The following is an 18,330-nucleotide window of genomic DNA, read 5'->3' as shown; positions in this document are numbered from 1 at the left end:
TCGGGCTGCTGACAGTCCCGACGTGCTCGAGGCGGACTCTACGTCGAACGCCCCTGGACGGCAACACGGTAGGAATCCCCCAAATCGAGTATATCTCCGGGGGACAGCGCCATCCTCCCCCCATCGTGGAGCAGACGGGGCGGTCTGGAGCGTGCATAGACGACGGTCCCGTTGGTCGAATCGAGGTCGTGGGCCGTGAGCACGGCACCATCGAGATCGACCTCGATGTGCACCCCCGAGATCTCGCGGCCGGGCGACGGAACGACGATGTGCATGGCGCCGGACGGGCCGTCCTTCCACGGGCGACGGCCGAAGACCACCGGCGGCGCGACGGGGGTCCCGTCGGGGAGCACCAGGGTCCAGTCCGGGTCGGGGACTGACGAGACGGGAGGCTCCGGGGTGACGGATGCCTCAGGCTCGAGCCGCCGGCCCGGCACGGACACCGGCGCCGGTTCCGGCGCCGGCACCGGCACCGCCTGGGCTGAAGGCATGGAGTCGGATGTCGCCGGAGCTGTCGGCCCGGCATCCGATCTCGCGCCATCGGTCTTCGCCGCACGCTCCAGGTCGATGCGGGTGGGAGCCGCCGGCAGCCGTATGGGCCGCGTGTGCAGGTGCGCGGCCGAGGCGCGGGCGAGCGCCACCGGTCGCTCGGCGACGCCGATCATCGAGGTGCGCACGACCCCGTCGCGCACGGGCAGGCAGTCGACGCCGTCACGGGCGTCGAGGGCGAGGCGCAGCCTGTCGACGCCGATGGCCTCGCCGATGATCCACGCCGCACCCGGAGGCCCGCTGAACCGCGTCGACGAGGTGCCCGTCATGGTCACGTCGACGTCGCCGCTCACGGCGACGTGGAAGGTGCGCTCGGCTGGGTCGATGACCTCGACGACCGCGAACGAGAGGTCGGGGTGCTCGCCGATCAGCACGTCGAGTGCGTCGGCGAGGTGCGTCTCGTCGTCGTCGAGCAGCGCGTAGACGCCGGCACCCAGCTCGGAATCCGCCTCGGGCCCGAGCAGGCAGATGAACCGGTCGGTCACGATGCCGATGCCGGATCCGCCGTCACCGCCAACTGAGGAGTACTCGAACACGATTCGACCCTATCGAACGCGCAGAATGGGAGAGTCGCGAATGTGGCGCTTTCGACCCGAGCAGAGGACGTCATCCGTGCAGCAGCCCCCCGAAGGTCCGGCCATCGTCTGGCTGCGCGACGACCTGCGCATCGCGGACAACCCGGCGCTGAACGCCGCCGTCGAGCGCGGAGGGACCGTGCTCGTGCTCTTCGTCCTCGACGAGGTGTCCGACGGCATCCGTGGGCTCGGCGGGGCCAGTCGGTGGTGGCTGCACCAGAGCCTGACGTCCCTCGGAGCGTCGCTCGCCGAGTTGGGCGTGCCGCTCGTGCTCCGCCGTGGCGCTGCGGCGAAGATCGTGCCGGCCGTCGTGGCCGAGACCGGAGCCGGAGCCGTGTTCTGGAACCGGCGTTACGGCGGCGCCGCCCGCACCGTGGACACCGAGCTCAAGACGACCTTGCGAGCCGATGGACTCGAGGTGGCGAGCTTCGCGGCGTCGCTCCTGTTCGAGCCGTGGACGATCCAGACCGGAGCAGGCAATCCGTACTCGGTGTTCACGCCGTTCTGGAAGGCCTGCCGCGACGCGCCGCCGCCGCGCGGTCCACTGCCGGCTCCGACGGCGATCGATGGCCATGCCGGGGCTGCGGCATCCGACGCCATCGACGACTGGGCCCTCGAACCGACGCACCCCGACTGGGCCGGCGGGTTGCGGGAGTCCTGGACTCCCGGTGAGGCCGCGGCGAGCGCCGCCCTCGACGACTTCCTCGCGACGAAGCTGGCCGACTACGCCGGCGAGCGCGACTTCCCCGCCGAGGAGGCGACCTCCCGCCTCTCGCCGCACCTGCGCTTCGGCGAGATCAGCCCGTACACGGTGTGGGATCGGGCGACCCGAGCGCGGGCCGAGCTCGGCGGCGCCGGAGCAGAGGGCACGACCCGGTTCCTGACCGAGCTGGGCTGGCGCGAGTTCACGCACCACGTGCTGTTCCACGCTCCCGAGCTCGCCACCGTCAACTGGCGCCGCGAGTTCGACGCCTTCCCGTGGCCGCCTCTCGACGAGAGCGCTCTGGTCGCGTGGCAGCGGGGTCGCACCGGCCTGCCCATCGTCGACGCCGGCATGCGGGAGCTCTGGACGACAGGCACCATGCACAACCGCATCCGCATGGTCGTCGCATCGTTCCTCACCAAGAACCTGCTCATCGACTGGCGGCTCGGCGAGCAGTGGTTCTGGGACACCCTCGTCGACGCCGACGAGGCGAGCAACCCGTTCAACTGGCAGTGGGTCGCCGGATCGGGGGCGGATGCCGCTCCCTACTTCCGCGTGTTCAATCCCGAACTGCAGGCCAAGAAGTTCGACGGCCACGGCCAGTACGTCAAGCACTGGGTTCCCGAGGTCGGAACCGACGCCTACCCCGAGCCGATCGTCGATCTCGGTGAGACCCGCAGGGCGGCCCTCGCCGCCTACGACGTGGTCAGGAACTCCGCGGCCCGCTGACGTCAGGTCCCCGAGGCCGCCAACAGCGCCGTCCCCAGCTCGCTGCGGAAGTACAGCACGCTGTGGCCGTAGCGGGTCGAGGTGACCAGCCCGGCATCCCGCAGCGCCCGGAGGTGCTGATTGACCGCCGAGGTCGTCACGTCGAAGCGCACCCCGAGCTCCGTCGATGACGCGGGCTCGGCGAGCGCCGTGAGCAGGCTCGCGCGGGCCTCTCCCACGATCGCGGCGACGGCCGACGGGTTCGGCACCCGCTCGGTCTCCCACAGAGCGCCCTGCCCGCGCGCCGGGTACATCACCATGGGCGGCCCACTGCCGACCGGTGCCGATGCCCGCCTGGTGAACATCGTCGGAACCAGCGTGAGCCCGAGACCGCCGGTCGCCACCTCCCGATCGACGGGATCGCGCAGCTGCACCGACACGACATCCCTCTCGTACGAGACCGTCGACGACACCCCATTCAGCATCGCCGCCAGTCCCGACTGCGCGATCAGCCGACCGCGGTAGGTGACGTCGGCCTCGAGCACCGCACGCATCCGTGGCCAGTGCGGCGCGAAGCACTCGTCCCAGAGCTGCTGCAGCGCCCGCATCATCCGTGCGATGGCTTCGCGCGGCGGCCCGGAGAGAGCACCCGGAATGCGCCCGTGCACGGCCTCGAGATCCCGATGGAAGGTCGAGGTGCGGATGCGCGCCAGCGCCTGGAACTCATCATCGATGCGTGTGAGGGGCGAGGCGGGTCGAGGGTTCAGGAAGTCGGGCGTCCAGAATCTGTCATCGATGAGCGCGAGCAGGGTGTCGAGATCGACCAGGCTGCGGGCCTGCTCGGTCCGACGCAGCCACGGCAGCTGCAGCGGGAACGCAGACGGGTCCTTGATCGCCCGCAGAGACAACCCGAGCTCGCAGAGCGGCGAGAGCCCGAAGTGCACGCCGCCGAAGTCCGAGTCGGTCAGTCTGTAGCGCAACATGTAGCAGAAAGCTACATCACTGTGGGGCATCCGTCGCGCCAGCCATGATCGATCACGTGATCGAAACGGATGCAGCCCCCTCCCCCACGCGCCTCAGCCCGGCACAGCGCATCGCCGCCTCGATCTCCGATCCCGTTCTGCGCGTGCTCGTGCTGTCGACCCTCATCGGCAGGGTCGGTCGCGGCATCTTCCTCACCGTGACCGTGCTCTACTTCACCCTCATCGTGGGGCTCTCCGCGACCGAGGTCGCGCTGGTACTGGCCGCCTCGAGCGCCGTCGGTGTGGGCGCCTCCCTCCTCGGCGGCCAGCTCGCCGACAGGTTCAGCGCCAGGCGTCTGCTGCTCGGCTTCTCAGCGCTCAGCGGTCTCGGCCTCATCGGCTACGTGTTCGCCACCTCGTTCGCCTCGGCACTGCTCATCGCCTGCGTCGTGGGCGCAGCGGACTCCGCAGCCAACGCGACCCGTATGGCGATCATCGCGCGCGCCTTCACCGGCGCCGCCAGGGTCAACGCCCGAGCGGTGCTGCGCACCGTCACGAACATCGCCATCGCCGTGGGCTCCGCCCTCGGCGGGCTCGCACTGCTCGTGGGCACGGGCGACGCCTACCGCGGAATCATCATCGGGGCCGGCGTGGTCTACCTGCTCGGCTGCACCCTGCTGCTGCGTCTGCCGGCGAGCGTCGACGCCCCGCCGCGCGAGATCGGCGTCGACACCAGCGCCCGGGCGGCGATCACGGCCGACCGGCGCATGCGCTCCCCCTGGCGCAATCCGCGCTACCTCGCGCTCTCGGCCCTCAGTGCGGTCTTCGGCATCCAGTTCGGTCTCGCCGAAGTGGGGGTTCCGCTCTGGATCGCGCACGATACAAGCGCTCCGACGGCACTCGTCGCGGCGGTGCTCATCCTCAACACGATCGTCGTCATCATCTTCCAGGTGCCGTTGTCGCGGGGCACCCACGACATCCGGCGCGCCGGGGCCGTCACGGCGTGGGCCGGCGTCATCATGGCGGCGGCGTGCCTGCTCTACTTCGCGGCATCCGGGACCGGCGTGGTCGCGGCGGTGCTCCTGTTGCTCGTCGCGGCTCTGGCGCACGCCTTCGCCGAGGTGCTCTCGCAGGCCGGCGGATGGGGGCTGAGCTTCGAGCTGGCCGACCCCGCCGTACCGGGCGCGTACCAGGGGGTGTTCTCGATGGCGTTCTCGGTCGGATCGATGCTGGCACCACTCGTCGTGACGGCGGCACTCGCGCTCGGCTTCGCCGGCTGGGCGGGACTCGCGGTCATGTTCCTTCTCGCCGCCTTCGGCACTGACGCGATCGCACGCCGGGCAGCGCGCCGCCTCCTCTGATCTGGTAGCGCCCGACGAAGTCGGACGCGTATCGAGATCCATCGAGATCTGCGCCACGTCTTCGAGCGCCGTCGTCGGTGGATCTCGATACGCGTGCCCGCTGCGCTCGCTCGCTCCTCGCCCAGACACCCTGGCGTAGCGTTCTCCTATGCGCGTGCGTGATGACCCGGCCCGGCCGCCGGGGCTCCGCGAGGCCCGCGTCGCCATCGCGCTGGGCTGGGTGCGCATCGCCGTCGTGGCCGCCGAGATCATCGCCCTCATCGGAAACTTCCGCTACGTGCTCGGCTTCAGTTCCTTCGGTGTCGCCAACTTCTTCGGCTACTTCACCATCCAGTCGGCCATGATCGCCGTGGTCGTCACCCTCGCCGGCGGCCTCGTGCTGTTGAGCGGCCGCAGCGAGTCCGTCGTGCTGCTCACGGCGCGCACGATCGTGCTCGTCTACGTCGTGCTCTCGGGCATCGTCTTCGGCCTGCTCGCCGCCTTCTCCTCGACACGCACCTACCAGATCGTCATCCCGTGGTCGGATCAGCTGCTGCACTTCATCCTTCCGTCGGTGCTGCTCGTCGACTGGCTGGTCGGCCGTTTCCTCGGACCGCGCGTGCCGGCCGTCCCGTGGCTCGCCCTCGCCTGGGCCGTGCCGTTCCCGGTGATCTGGCTCATCTTCACGCTGCTGCGCGGCGACGCCGTCGGCTGGTATCCGTACTTCTTCCTCGACCCGTCGCAGGTGACCGGGCCGGTGGTCATCGTCGCCTACTGCGCAGGCATCCTCGCCGTCATCCTGGGGTTCGTGTCCACCTTCGTCGGCTTGAGCCGGGCACGGATGCTGCATCCGCCCGCCCCGCACTCGTCAGGCCCCGGCTCCACCGTCCACAGCGCTCCCCACTCGTCGAAGGCACGCGAGCGGAGCGAGCGCGTCGAGACGCGGTAGGCGGGGCGGCCGTCAGCCGGACTGGGCGTCGCTCGGCGTGGGAGTCGGCGTCGGCGTCTCGGTGCCAGTCCCCTCGGCCTCGGCGCGCTTCGCGTCGTCGAGGAAGGGCTCCAGACTCGCCAGCAGCTCGGCGAGCACCGTCGCGTCGTCGTCGATGGCGGCGAGGCGGGCGGCCTCCCCCGCAGCGACGGTGCCGACGAGCACCGGATACCCCGTGTCCGGCAGCAGATTCACCCACAGCCCCACCGGAGATCCGGCGGCGATCGTCGACCAGACAGTGGCGTCAGTGCTCCAGAACGGCTCGTCGAAGCGCAGCCACACGCGGTCGGAGTCGCCCATGCCGAGAATCGACACGGCCCGAGCCTTGGGCAACGGCAGTTCGGGCTCGAAGGCGACGGATCCCGACTTGAGCACGCCCAACGGGAGGGTCACGATCACGCGATCGACCGTGAGCGACTCGCCGGTGCGCAGTCTCAGGCTCACCTTGTCGTTGCGGGTCACGACCCGCGTCACGACGCTGCGCAGCAGCACGTCGACGCCGTCGGCGAGGTCGTCGGCGAGGGTGCCGAACCCGGCCAACGGAATCGCACCGCCCACGCCGTCCCCGGGAGCGGTGGCCCCGCCGTTCCAGGCCGAGAGCCGATCGTCCGGCGCGCTGGTTCGCGGCTGCACGACCGAGTCCAGCTGGTAGCCCAACCAGTCGGCATCCGACACCCCGGTGTCATCGGGGGTGGTCGACAAGGCGCCGGCTTCCGACTGCCCGATGGCCAACGACAGCGGAACATCGTGCGGCTGCTTCGACGACCACTCCACGGCGTCGGCCACGGCTGCGGCTCCGACGCCGGACACGGCGACAGCCGTTCCGGCAGCCGTGCGCACCTCGTCGACCCGGCCGAACGAGACCACGTCTCCACCGGCCGCGACCACGGCCGAGTGCAGCGCCTCGTCGCCGTCGCCGATCATCGTGGGTCCGAGGTCGACTGCCAGCGGCCAGGAGTCGCTGGCGCGCGCGTCGATGCGGCCGCCGACGCGGTCACGGGCCTCGACGACCACGACGTCGTAGCCGGCATCGAGCAGGGCCCTCGCCGCAGTGAGACCGGCGACTCCGGCGCCGATCACCCCGATGCGCTCTGAGACGTCTGACGCGGCGATCACCTCACCGGCGGCGCGCGAGCCAGACGCCACGGCGCCGCTCAGCGTTCCCGGGGCGTCATGCGACGTCGCCTCACCGGCGAAGAACACCCTGTCGTCGACGGCGGCGGCGAGGTCGTCGCGGCTCGCACTCGTCGACCCGACTGCGGCGAAGCTCGCGGCACCGAGGGCGAAGGGATCGACGCTCCACCGCGATCGCAGCATCGACAGCGGCTGCGGAACGGCGGATGCCGGAGGCTGAGTCGTCGCGGTCGGCGACGGCGAGCTGGTCGGTCGCGGCTGCGGGGTGCAGGCGGCGAGCACCGAGGTGCCCAGTGCGCCGACGGCTGCGATGAGGAAGGTTCTGCGTCTCATGGATCTCGCGGGCTTGCGCTGGAACCCCGGCCGCCCTCCTCCCGAGCACACGAACGCGATTTCAACCTACTGCACCCGACTGAACGGCCTGAAAAGACGTGAGGATAACTAATCTGGGGGCAGATGCCCAGCATCCACGGCCTTCTGCCAGATACCGTGCAGTATGCGAGAGCGTTCATCAGGCCCTCACATCTCACGGGGGAACATCCATCAGGCGATCGGCATGGCCCGTCTGGCGTTGGCCGCGGTCGAGACCGTCTCGATCGCAGCGAACTTCCAGGCGATCGGGATCACGGCCTTCGACGCGGGCAATTACTTCTGCTTCTTCACTGTGCAGTCGGCGGTCGGTGCCGTCGCCCTGCTGGTGACCAGCGGGGTGCTCGCCGTCACCGGCAGACCCGAATCGAGCCGCATCCACGCCGCGCGATCGATCGTGCTGGGCTACGTCATCCTCGCCGGAATCGTCTACGGCATCCTCGCCGTAGGTTCGGCCGGCGAGGTCAAGCCGATCATGGTCACCCCGTCGGATGTCGTGCTGCACTTCATCATGCCCGCCCTCCTCGTCATCGACTTCGTCGCCGAACGGCGACTGGCGGTGCGCACGAACACGCTGCCCTGGCTCACCATGGGCTGGGCGCTGCCGTATCCCGGCATCTGGCTGGTGTTCACGATGGTGCGCGGCAGCATCGTCGGCTGGTTCCCGTACTTCTTCATCGACCCGACCCGCACCAAGTCGCCGGTGGAGATGGGGCTCTACATCACCATCGTGTGCCTGATGATCCTGGTTCTCACGACCGGATCGCTGGCGCTCACCCGCATCGGGGCGCACAGTCTGTTCGCCGCCACCATCACGGATGCCGGTCCCCCCGTCGTCGGCATCGTGTTCGGGCTGCATCGGGCCGATCCCGGGAGCGCTCACGGGGCACGGCGACCGGCTGTCACGCTGCTCACGCCGGCAGCGAGTGCCGTCCTGCAGTCGCAGCTCGCCGCCCTGTCCACGGAGGGTCGCTGGACATCCTCGGTGTCGTACACCCCGCTTCCCGTCGCCCTCGGCACGGCCGCGCGCGGCGATCGACGATGGGTCACGGCGGCCGCGGCTGAACGAGCGACAGTGCACACGGGGCTCTGGAGCGGCACGAGCTCGTGCGTCGAGCGTCAGCCGGGCCGGCGCATCGGCGGCCAGCTCCACCGCGATCTCGGCTCGCCCGCGTTCGCCGGTCCGACGCAGCGTCCCCCAGACCTGCACGTCGCAGTGCCGCGTTGGACGTCATCGCATTCGACGACGCAGCGCCCGGGCATGCGTCGACCCTCGACGCGCCACTCGGGCAGCCTCCACTCGGGCACGCTGCATGCCGACACGCTCCATGCCGGCACGTTGGGAGACGTCGCCGTCGGCGTCTGAGCGGCCTACGGCAGCCCGCGCTCCAGAACGAAGTCGTCCTCGTAGCGATCTCCGACGAGGAAGTGCTTCGTACCGACTCTCCCGAATCCGTTCTTCTCGTAGAAGCGGATGGCCCGGGCGTTCTCCTCGTTCACGCCGAGCCAGGCCCCTGCGGCACCGCGCTCACCGGCGGCGGCGAGCGTCGCGGCCATGAGCGGACCGGAGACCCCGGTGCCGTGGATTGAGGCGCGGGTGTAGAACTTGCTGAGCTCCACGGTCGGGCGGATGCCGATGGCCTCGGCGACGTCGACGTCCGTCGGCTCCCCGAAGACCAGCATCGTGTAGCCGACGGCCAGCGGGTCGGGGGCGGCATCCGTCGCCCGCTGCGCCCGCTGCTGCTCGGCGATGAGCAGCACGCGGGCGGGGTCGGCGAGGTAGGCGTCGAAGCCGTCCTGGGAGAGATGCGTGGCGATGAACTCGGCGATGGCGTCGGCGGTCGTGTGCGGCGGGCAGGCGAGCGCGAAGGTCGCGGCGGCCAGCTCGGCCAGGGTCCCGGCGTCGGCTGCCGTCGCGGTGCGGATGGTCAGGCTCACGCTCCGACCCTAATCGCGGTGCCATACCGCTCGCTGAGGCCCGCGCGCCGCGCGCCACCGCTCGCTGAGGCCCGCGCGCAGCGCGCGGCCGAAGCGCATCCCGACCCGCAGAGCAGTGGATGTGCTTCGGCCGCGTCCTTCGGCCGGCCCTCAGCGGGCGTGGATCACAGGAACCGCGTGTAGGCCGGGATCGTCAGGAACGTCGGGAACTCCGGCTCCAACGCGACCTGCCGGAACACCGCGAAGGCGTCGTCGAGGCGGTCACCATCGAAGCGCTGCAGCTCCTCTGCAACTGCAGCGACCACGGTCTCGAGCCAGGCGGCGTCGATGCGCCGGCCCTCGCGGGTGATCGTGTTGTCGTTCACCCACTGCCAGACCTGCGAGCGCGAGATCTCCGCCGTCGCCGCGTCCTCCATCAGGTTGTCGATGGCCGCAGCCCCTGTTCCCCGCAACCACGACTCGATGTACCGCACGGCGATGCGCACGTTGTCGCGGACGCCCTCCTCGCTCACCGACCCCCCGATCGATGGGATGTCGAGAAGCTGGGCCGCTGTGACGTGAACGTCGTCGCGCAGGCGGTGCAGCTGATTGCTGCGCTCCTCGAAGACGGCGTCGAACTCGGCTCGCGCCGTGGGGATGAGATCGGGATGCGCGACCCAGGTTCCGTCGAAGCCGTCTCCAGCTTCGCGGCGCTTGTCCGCCGCGACCTTCTCCAGGGCTCGTCCGGTGACCTCCGGATCCCGGCGATTCGGGATGAACGCACTCATGCCGCCGATGGCATATGCCCCGCGCTTGTGGCACGTGGACACGAGCAGCTCGGTATATGCCCTCATGAACGGCACTGTCATGGTGATCTCGGAGCGGTCGGGGAAGACCCACCGACGCCCCCGCGACCGGAACGTCTTGATGATCGAGAAGATGTAGTCCCAGCGCCCGGCGTTGAGCCCGGCGCAGTGATCACGAAGCTCGTAGAGGATCTCCTCCATCTCGAACGCCGCCTGGATGGTCTCGATGAGAACCGTGGCCCGCACGGTTCCCTGCGGAATTCCGAGGTGGTCCTGCGAGAAGGTGAAGACGTCGTTCCAGAGCCTGGCCTCGCGGTGGCTCTCGAGCTTCGGCAGGTAGAAGTACGGGCCCAGTCCCAGCTCGATGAGGCGCCGGGCGTTGTGGAAGAAGTACAGCCCGAAGTCGACCAGGCTGCCCGAGGCGCTCATCGCCCGCCCGGAGCGGTCGTGGAAGCGCAGGTGCTTCTCGACCAGGTGCCAGCCACGCGGCCGCATCACGATGGTGGGCGTCTCGGCCTCACCATCGTGGGTCAGGCCGACGCGGCCCGCGACCGTGTACTCCCTGCCGTCCGGCGACGTGAAGGAGAGCTGGCCTCGCAACGCGTCGAAGAGCGAGATCTGCCCCTCGATCACGTTCGTCCAGGTGGGGCTCGTGGCGTCCTCCTGGTCGGCGAGCCAGACCTTCGCGCCGGAGTTCAGTGCATTGATCGCCATCTTGCGATCGGTCGGGCCCGTGATCTCGACGCGACGGTCCTCGAGACCGGGCCCGGCTCCGGCGACCCGCCAGGACGCATCCGCTCGCACCGGTGCCGTCTCGGGCAGGAAGCGCGGGTCGCGTCCGTTCGCCGAGGCGACGCGGGTCTGCAGTCGTGCTGCGAGCAGGTCGTGACGGATGCCGGCGAACCTGTCGTGCAGTTCGGCGAGGAAGGCGAGTGCCTCGGGCGTGAGGATCTCGGAGTAGCGATCGCCGAGGGGCGCCGTCACCTCGATCCACGGCTGCGACGTCGCGAAGCTGCCGGTCGTGGTGGCGGGCTCGCGGGTCGTCGTCTCGGACGCCCGGCTCGTCTCGCGTTCCAGGGTGCTGGTGGGTGTGGTGTTCATGGTCGTGTCTCCTGTCGTGTCTACCGCCGTGTGAAGGCATCCGTCCCTCCGTATGAAGGCACCGGGCACGCGAGGCCCGGGGATCCGGGAGTTGCGCGAGCGGGATGCCTTCACACGGCGGAGACGAGCGGCGAGGGCCTCTAGAACTGGTGTTCCTCGGTCGATCCGACGAGGGCGAGAGTGGCGCTCGATGGGTTGAGCGCCGTGCTGATGCGGTCGAAGTAGCCTGTGCCGACCTCCTGCTGGTGGCGGGTGGCGGTGTAGCCGTTCTTCTCGGAGGCGAACTCCGCCTCCTGGAGCTCGACGTACGCACTCATGTGGCGCTCGTTGTAGCCACGGGCGAGTTCGAACATCGAGTGGTTGAGGGCGTGGAAGCCCGCGAGGGTGATGAACTGGAAGGCGTAGCCCATCGAGGCGAGCTCGCGCTGGAAGGTCGCGATCTGGCCGTCGTCGAGGTGACGCTTCCAGTTGAACGACGGCGAGCAGTTGTAGCTGAGACGCTTGCCGGGGAACTTCTCGTGGATGGCCTCGGCGAAGCGGCGGGCGAGGTCCAGGTCGGGCTCGGCCGACTCGACCCAGAGCAGGTCGGCGTACTCGGCGTAGGCGAGCCCGCGGGCGATGACGGGCTCGATGCCGTTCTGCACCTCGTAGAAGCCCTCGGCCGTGCGCTCACCGGTGAGGAACGGACGATCGCGCTCGTCGTGGTCGCTGGTGAGCAGCGTGGCGGCGAGCGAGTCGGTGCGCGCGATGATGATCGTCGGCACGTCGGAGACGTCGGCCGCGAGACGAGCGGCATTGAGGGTGCGGATGTGCTGGCCCGTCGGGATCAGTACCTTGCCGCCCATGTGACCGCACTTCTTCTCGCTGGCGAGCTGGTCCTCCCAGTGCACGCCGGCGGCTCCGGCCTCGATCATGCCCTGCATCAGCTCGTAGGCGTTGAGAGGTCCGCCGAAGCCGGCCTCGGCATCCGCGACGATCGGGGCCATCCAGTCGCGACCGGCCTCGATCTGGCCGGCACGCAGCAGGGCGTTGTTGATGCGACGCACGACGGCGGGCACCGAGTTCGCCGGGTACAACGACTGGTCGGGGTAGGTCTGGCCGGCCAGGTTGGCGTCGGCCGCGACCTGCCAGCCCGAGAGGTAGATGGCCTCGAGGCCTGCGCGCACCTGCTGGACGGCCTGGTTGCCGGTGAGGGCGCCGAGCGCTGCGACCCAGCTCGGGTCCTCCTCGGGGGCGAACGCCGTGCCGTCGGTGCGCTGGATGAGCTCCCAGAGCTTCTCGGCGCCGCGACGGGCGAGAGTGCGCTCCTCCCGCACCGGACCGCGGAGTTCGATGACGTCTGCGGCGCTGTAATCGCGACGGATGCCGTCCCAGCGGGAATCGGCCTGCCATTCGAGTTCGAGTTCGGCGGCGCTCTGCGTCTGGTCGCCCGGGCGGCTCTGCGTGGGGCGGGGCGGGGTGCTCATGGGGTGTGCCTTTCGGATCGGACGCCGCCTGGATGCTGCGGCGCTGGTGTGTTGCACCAACACTGCTGCCGTGCGGCATCCGTCGATCCGAAAGGGTGCACAGAAATAACCCCGGTCTTCTGCCGGGGAGAAGAAAGGGTGTCAGAGCGGCCGCGGAGCCACCCGGCCGAGCGTCACTCGGTGACGCCGCAGCGCTCCTGCACGCCCACGATGCTGTCGGAGAAGGCCGTGAGCTGGTCGCCGAAGGCATCGACGTCGATCGACTCCGGATCGGTCGAGAAGGCGATGAGGTAGTCGAAGTACGACTGGCTCGAGGCGACGACGGCGTCGGCTGCAGGCTTGACGTCGGCGTTGGTGACCTGGGCGGCCGCGGCCGTCAGGTCGGCGCTGGCCTCGTCGATTGCGGCCTGGGCTGCTGCCGGATCGGTTCCGAGCATGTCCATGTTCTCGTCGGTGTCGAGGCCCGAGAGCGAGGTGATGGCGTCGTTCATGATGACGCAGGCCTCCTCGACGGTCTGCGCAGCTGCGGCAGGGGCGCTGGCCGCCGGCGCCGGAGGCGTGCTCGCCCCATCGGTGGCACCGGGAGTGGCGCTCGAGCCTGGCGTGGCTGACGGGGTCGGCGTGGCCGATCGAGTCGACGTCGGCGATGCCGACGGCCCTGCGGGCCCGGAGCATCCGGTGAGCAGAAGCGCCCCCGACACGACGACGACGGTGATGACACTGCGATAGCCCACGAATCCCCCTGGTCAACTGCGTTCTGCTGTACTGCCGACCCTATGTCAGGGGGCAGCCGCCTGCCAGTGCCGGTCGACGGATACCTCGAGAAACCGCACTGGCCCCCGAACGGGGGTTGCCCCCGATGAACCCACTCGTCGAGCGGCCTAGCCTGAGGAGACCATGCCGACCCGAAACCTCCGCCTCATCACAGTGCGCTCAGAACGCCGCATCCCCCTCGACTCCTCGACGGTGTGGTCGATGCTCGCCGACCACCGCTTCGACGCCATCTGGCGGGAAGGGGTCGAGGAGATGACCCAGGACACGACGGGAACGGTGCGCAACGGAACCCGCACGGTGGAGCAGTTCCGCATGCTCGGCCAGCGCATGACGAACACGGCGATCATCAGCAGGGTCGACCCCGGCGTCGCCTTCTCCTGGGCGACGACCTCGGGCACCGATGCCGACGGCGAACGCCGGATCGAGCCGTTCGAGGGCGGCGTGCGCGTGGTGCTCACGACGACCTCCCGTCCCGGCAGTCGCATGGAGCGTATGCTCAGTCCGCTCATCGGCTCGTCGCTGCAGCGATCGCTCGATCGCAGCCTCGAGCGCTTCGAGGACCTCGTGCTGGAGTCGGCGCACCAGCGCTGAGCCAATCGCTCGCTGGTCGCCGCCCCGGTTGCACCCACGGCCAGCTCGCAGAGGCCCGAACGGAGTCCGCGGCCGAAGCGCCCTTCGACGCCGCCGAGCTCGGCACTCTTCGGGCGGTCGCTTCGCTCGGGGGCTCAGTGAGCGGCAGGCACCGAGTACACCGACACCCCGTCCACCCAGGTACTGAGCACACGGGTGTCGGCGATCGCCGTCGCGGGCCCGGCGAACGGATCCCGGTCGAGCACCACGAGGTCGGCGAGATAGCCGGGCTCGATGCGGCCGGTGGAGCCGTCGCGTCCGTTGAGCCAGGCGCTGCCGGCCGTGTAGGCCGTCAGCGCTGTCGCGAGATCGAGGCGCTGCTCTGCCGCCCCCAGCGGTGCGGCATCCGACCCCGGACCGACGCGGTTGACGGCGACGTGGATGGCAGCCAGCGGATCGGCCGTCGACACCGGCCAGTCGCTGCCGGCACCGAGCAGCACCCCGGCGCGGTCGAGCTCGCCGAACGGGTAATGCCGCGCTTCGAGCTCGGCGTCCAGGAACGGCAGCGCCAACTCGTCGAGCTGCGGCTCGTGGCAGGCCCAGAGCGCCTGCAGGTTGGCCGCGGCACCGAGCTCGGCGAAGCGCGCCACGTCCACCTCGTCGACGATCTGCAGGTGGGCGAGGTGGTGACGGCGCCGCGGGGCGTCGGCCGCGCTGGCGGGCAACGCCTCCAGCGCGTCGAGCGCCTCCCGCACGGCCCTGTTGCCGAGGGCATGGAAGTGCACTTGGAAGCCGGCGGCATCCGCCCCCAGCACGGCGGCCTCGAGGGCCTGCGGGGTGAGGAAGGAGTGCCCTGAGTTGGAGGTCGGGTGTCCGTGAGCGTCACGGTAGGGCGTGTTCATCGCCGCCGTGAAGTTCTCGGCCACACCGTCGACCATGATCTTGATGCTGTCGGCGCGCAGCCGCTCGGGCACGCCGAGAGCGGCGACCTCGTCGCGGCGCCGGGCCATCTCGTCGAGCTGCGACGCGTCGCGGTCGCGCTCCCACCACAGTGCGGCCACGACGCGGGCGGTGAGGGTGCCGTCGGCGACGGCTCGCAGGTAGACCTCGAGGGTGTCGGGCAGGCCGAGAACTTCGCCGACCATGGCGTCCTGCCAGCCGGTGACGCCTTGGGCGAGCAGCTCCTTCTGGGCTCGGAGCAGGCCGCGGTACGCCAACTCCGGGTCGATGTCGGGAGCGTGCCTCTCGACCAGGGCGACGGCGCCCTCGTGCAGGGTGCCACTGGGCGCTCCAGCGGCATCCCGCTCGATGCGACCGTCTGACGGGTCGGGCGTCTCGGCTGTGACCCCGGCCAGCGCCAGTGCCAGCGAGTTCGCCCACGCTCCGTGGTGATCGCGGTTGCTGAGCAGCACCGGGCGGTCGGCCACGACGGCGTCGAGGTCGGCTGCCGCCGGGGTGCCACCCGGGAAGAACTCCATCGACCAGCCGGCCCCGCGGATCCACGGCTCGTCGGGGTTCGCCTGCGCGTACTCTGCGATGATCCGCAGGCAGTCCGCGGCATCCGTCGCCCCCGTGAGATCGCACTGCAGGATCTCGACCCCGGCCCCGATCGGATGCACGTGGGCGTCCTGGAAACCGGCGACGACGAGCCGGCCTGAGGTGTCGACGAGGGTGGTGGTCGCGCCGACCCAGGTGCGCAGGTCGTCCGTGGGGCCGACGGCGACAATGCGCCCGTCGAGCACGGCGACATCGGCGGCGACGGATGCGGCGGCACCCGCGCTGAACACGGACCCGCCCGTGAAGACGACGTCGGCGATCGGCATGGGGCCTCCTCGAGTGCGGCCCCGCTGCGGAGCGCTCCCTGCGAGCGTAGGCAGGTCGAGGCGTCGGCGGCCAGCGCACACCGACGGGTTGTCAGCCTCCCGTCGGTCAGAGTGTCAGGATGGGTGCCGCATCCGTTTCGAAAGGGCTCACCGTGTCTCGTCTGCTGCTCATCATCGACATCCAGAACGACTACTTCCCGGGTGGGGCGTTCCCGCTGGTCGAGCCGAAGGCCGCTGCAGCGCGCGCCGGCCAGCTGCTGACGGCGTTCCGCGAGGCCGGCGACCCCGTCATCCACGTGCAGCACGTGTGGGATGCCCCGGATGCCACCTTCATGCGCCCTGGCACCGCTGGCGTCGAGATCCACGAGCTGGTGGCGCCCGTCGGCGACGAGCCGGTGGTGCGGAAGGCGTCGCCGAACTCGTTCCTCGACACGGACCTGCTCGAGCGGTTGTGCGCTCTCGAACCCGACGAGCTGGTCGTGGTCGGCATGATGAGCAGCATGTGCGTCGACGCGACGGTGCGTGCGGCCAGCGACCTGGACTTCACCGTGACCGTCGCCCACGACGCGTGCGCCGCGCCCGATCTCGAGTTCGACGGCGCCGTCGTGCCGGCGGCGCAGGTGCACGGCTCGTTCATGGCGGCGCTCTCCGGCAGCTACGCCACGGTGACGACGGTCGAGGAGCTGCTGGCGCGCTGACGCTGGTCGAATGGCGACCGCCCGCAGCGAGACGCGTTCCACCACGAGACAGGCCCGATCATCGAGAACACGCCGGACGGGCCTGTCCTCGGGCGGATGCCGCGATTCGGCCTGTTCCCGCGAACGGCCGGGCCGCGCTCCGACCGCGGACTTTCATCCGAGCCTCAGCGATCGGGTCGACAGAAGAACGTCGATTCTTCTGGTTGCCGCATCCGCGGGCCCGTGACACCATCAGTCCATGATCAGCGCGGATGAGCTCGCTTCCGAGACCCTCGACGAGGAGGTCGGCGTCGACGCGCTCACCCTCGGACGTCGCATCCGGGCCCGTCGCGTGGCCCGCGATCTGACGCTGGAGCAGCTGGCCTCGGCCGTGGACAGGGCGCCGTCGCAGGTGTCGATGATCGAGAACGGCAAGCGCGAGCCGCGACTCTCGATGCTGCGCTCCATCGCGCTGGCCCTCGGCACGACCGTCGACGACCTGCTGCGCACTGATGCCGCCCCCGACCCGCGCGACGCCCTCGAGATCGCGGTCGAACGCGCCCAGCGCGGCCCTGTGTTCGAGGCGCTCGGAATTCCCCGCATCCGTGTCAGCAAGGGCCAGACCGACGAGACCCTGCAGGCGATCCTGTCCCTCCACAACGAGATCTCGCGCCTCCACCGGGAGCGCGCCGCCACGCCGGAGGAGGCCCGCCGCGCCAACGTGGAGCTGCGCGCCACCATGCGTGCCCGCGACAACTACTTCTCCGAACTCGAGACCCTGGCGACGGAGCTGCTCACGGCCGTCGGCCACAACGGCGGACCCGTGTCGCAGCAGGTCGTCGCCGACATGGCCAGCCACCTGGGCTACTCGCTGCACTACGTCGGCGACCTGCCGCACTCGACACGGTCGGTGACGGACAAGCGCAACGGCCGCATCTACCTCCCCACCGAGCAGTCGGCATCGCGCGACTCGCGCTCCCCCATCCTGCAGGCCTTCGCGACCCATCTGTGCGGTCATGACGAGCCGCGAAACTATGCTGATTTTCTGCGACAGCGTGTGGAGACGAACTACCTGACGGCGGCCATCCTGCTTCCGGAGCGCGACGCCGTGAAGGTGCTCACCGAGGCCAAGAACCTGCGCCGCATCTCGATGGAGGACCTGCGGGACGCCTTCGCCGTGTCGTACGAGACCGCGGCGCACCGCTTCACCAATCTCGCGACGGCGCGACTCGGCATCCCCGTTCACTTCATGAAGGTGCACGAGTCGGGCACCATCATCAAGGCGTACGAGAACGACTCGGTGCGCTTTCCGAGCGACGCCCTCGGTGCCGTGGAAGGTACGACGGTCTGCCGCAACTGGACGGCGCGCACGGTGTTCGATGTCGAGGACCGCTTCAGCCCCTGGTACCAGTACACCGACACCAGCACCGGAACCTTCTGGTGCACGTCGCGCATCGAGAAGGCCAAGGAGGGCGAGTACTCGGTGAGCGTCGGAGTGCCGTTCGATCACGTGAAGTGGTTCCGCGGCCGCGAGACTCCCCACCGCGCCGTGAGCCACTGCCCGGACGAATCGTGTTGTCGCCGCGCTCCAACGGGGCTCGCAGACCGCTGGGCCGACCAGTCATGGCCGGCGGCGCGCACCCCGACGAGCCTGCTCGCCGCTCTGCCCACCGGGACCTTCCCGGGCGTCGACCAGACCGAGGTCTACGAGTTCCTCGAGCGACATGCTCCCCGGACGATCTGACCGGAACCGTCGCGATCCCGAACGTTTTCGAGAAGGCGGCCCGAACTCGGGTTGGCAGAATGTCAGGAACGGTCGACGGAGACCAGCAGGTTCCGTGCGGCCCCATCCTGCAGAGAGCGTGATC

The 18,330-nt window shown here is 70.0% G+C and carries 15 protein-coding genes; 7 read left to right on the top strand and 8 right to left on the bottom strand.

From position 1 onward, the window contains the following. Positions 1-38: 38 nt before the first annotated feature. Positions 39-1,085 (bottom strand): FHA domain-containing protein, encoded by a 1,047-nt coding sequence (locus tag AADV74_RS12275; protein ID WP_342114453.1) that lies wholly within the window; start codon positions 1,083-1,085, stop codon positions 39-41. Positions 1,086-1,161: 76 nt separating this feature from the next. On the opposite strand from AADV74_RS12275, the gene AADV74_RS12270 reads away from it, so the two are divergent. Beyond that, positions 1,162-2,556 carry a cryptochrome/photolyase family protein gene (locus AADV74_RS12270; RefSeq protein ID WP_342114451.1) on the top strand — a complete coding sequence of 465 codons (1,395 nt, stop codon included), beginning with the start codon at positions 1,162-1,164 and terminating at the stop codon, positions 2,554-2,556. 2 nt (positions 2,557-2,558) lie between these two features. Here AADV74_RS12270 and AADV74_RS12265 read toward each other — a convergent pair whose 3' ends face one another. Beyond that, positions 2,559-3,518: an ArsR/SmtB family transcription factor gene (locus tag AADV74_RS12265; RefSeq protein WP_342114449.1), complete on the bottom strand. Its 960-nt coding sequence runs from the start codon at positions 3,516-3,518 to the stop codon at positions 2,559-2,561. Positions 3,519-3,574: 56 nt separating this feature from the next. On the opposite strand from AADV74_RS12265, the gene AADV74_RS12260 reads away from it, so the two are divergent. Next, entirely contained in the window at positions 3,575-4,858 is a 1,284-nt protein-coding gene (locus AADV74_RS12260; RefSeq protein ID WP_342114447.1) for an MFS transporter, read from the top strand. A gap of 148 nt (positions 4,859-5,006) precedes the next feature. Then, positions 5,007-5,786, top strand: a complete 780-nt coding sequence (locus AADV74_RS12255; RefSeq protein ID WP_342114446.1) for a Pr6Pr family membrane protein — start codon at positions 5,007-5,009, stop codon at positions 5,784-5,786. 12 nt (positions 5,787-5,798) lie between these two features. On the opposite strand, the gene AADV74_RS12250 is transcribed toward AADV74_RS12255, so the two are convergent. Beyond that, positions 5,799-7,292 (bottom strand): flavin monoamine oxidase family protein, encoded by a 1,494-nt coding sequence (locus tag AADV74_RS12250; RefSeq protein WP_342114444.1) that lies wholly within the window; start codon positions 7,290-7,292, stop codon positions 5,799-5,801. A 223-nt stretch (positions 7,293-7,515) separates the two neighbouring features. Between AADV74_RS12250 and AADV74_RS12245 the strand changes: the two genes are divergently transcribed. Then, positions 7,516-8,694, top strand: a complete 1,179-nt coding sequence (locus AADV74_RS12245) for a Pr6Pr family membrane protein (protein ID WP_342114442.1) — start codon at positions 7,516-7,518, stop codon at positions 8,692-8,694. Positions 8,695-8,699: 5 nt separating this feature from the next. Here the strand turns inward: AADV74_RS12245 and AADV74_RS12240 are convergent, their stop codons facing one another. From AADV74_RS12240 to AADV74_RS12225, 4 genes are all read right to left on the bottom strand, one after another. Next, a complete protein-coding gene (locus AADV74_RS12240; protein WP_342114440.1) occupies positions 8,700-9,266 on the bottom strand; it encodes a GNAT family N-acetyltransferase in 567 nt (188 codons plus the stop codon). 164 nt (positions 9,267-9,430) lie between these two features. Beyond that, positions 9,431-11,152 (bottom strand): malate synthase A, encoded by a 1,722-nt coding sequence (gene aceB, locus AADV74_RS12235; protein WP_342114438.1) that lies wholly within the window; start codon positions 11,150-11,152, stop codon positions 9,431-9,433. 140 nt (positions 11,153-11,292) lie between these two features. After that, positions 11,293-12,618 carry an isocitrate lyase gene (aceA, locus tag AADV74_RS12230; protein WP_342114436.1) on the bottom strand — a complete coding sequence of 442 codons (1,326 nt, stop codon included), beginning with the start codon at positions 12,616-12,618 and terminating at the stop codon, positions 11,293-11,295. 173 nt (positions 12,619-12,791) lie between these two features. Continuing rightward, a complete protein-coding gene (locus tag AADV74_RS12225) occupies positions 12,792-13,352 on the bottom strand; it encodes a hypothetical protein (RefSeq protein ID WP_342114434.1) in 561 nt (186 codons plus the stop codon). A gap of 163 nt (positions 13,353-13,515) precedes the next feature. On the opposite strand from AADV74_RS12225, the gene AADV74_RS12220 reads away from it, so the two are divergent. Further along, positions 13,516-13,983 carry an SRPBCC family protein gene (locus AADV74_RS12220; protein WP_342114432.1) on the top strand — a complete coding sequence of 156 codons (468 nt, stop codon included), beginning with the start codon at positions 13,516-13,518 and terminating at the stop codon, positions 13,981-13,983. A gap of 134 nt (positions 13,984-14,117) precedes the next feature. On the opposite strand, the gene AADV74_RS12215 is transcribed toward AADV74_RS12220, so the two are convergent. Continuing rightward, positions 14,118-15,785: an amidohydrolase gene (locus AADV74_RS12215; RefSeq protein ID WP_342114430.1), complete on the bottom strand. Its 1,668-nt coding sequence runs from the start codon at positions 15,783-15,785 to the stop codon at positions 14,118-14,120. Positions 15,786-15,904: 119 nt separating this feature from the next. Here AADV74_RS12215 and AADV74_RS12210 point away from each other — a divergent pair, with 119 nt between their 5' ends. Beyond that, positions 15,905-16,483, top strand: coding sequence for a cysteine hydrolase family protein (locus AADV74_RS12210; RefSeq protein WP_342114429.1), 579 nt, complete (start codon positions 15,905-15,907; stop codon positions 16,481-16,483). 238 nt (positions 16,484-16,721) lie between these two features. Further along, the gene (locus AADV74_RS12205; RefSeq protein WP_342114426.1) at positions 16,722-18,206 is read left to right on the top strand and encodes a helix-turn-helix domain-containing protein; all 1,485 of its coding nucleotides are present in this window, start codon (positions 16,722-16,724) and stop codon (positions 18,204-18,206) included. Positions 18,207-18,330 lie beyond the last annotated feature (124 nt).

The organism is Leifsonia stereocauli, from assembly GCF_038432415.1.
GTDB lineage: Bacteria > Actinomycetota > Actinomycetes > Actinomycetales > Microbacteriaceae > Orlajensenia > Orlajensenia stereocauli.
This window is presented reverse-complemented; position numbering and strand designations above follow the sequence as displayed.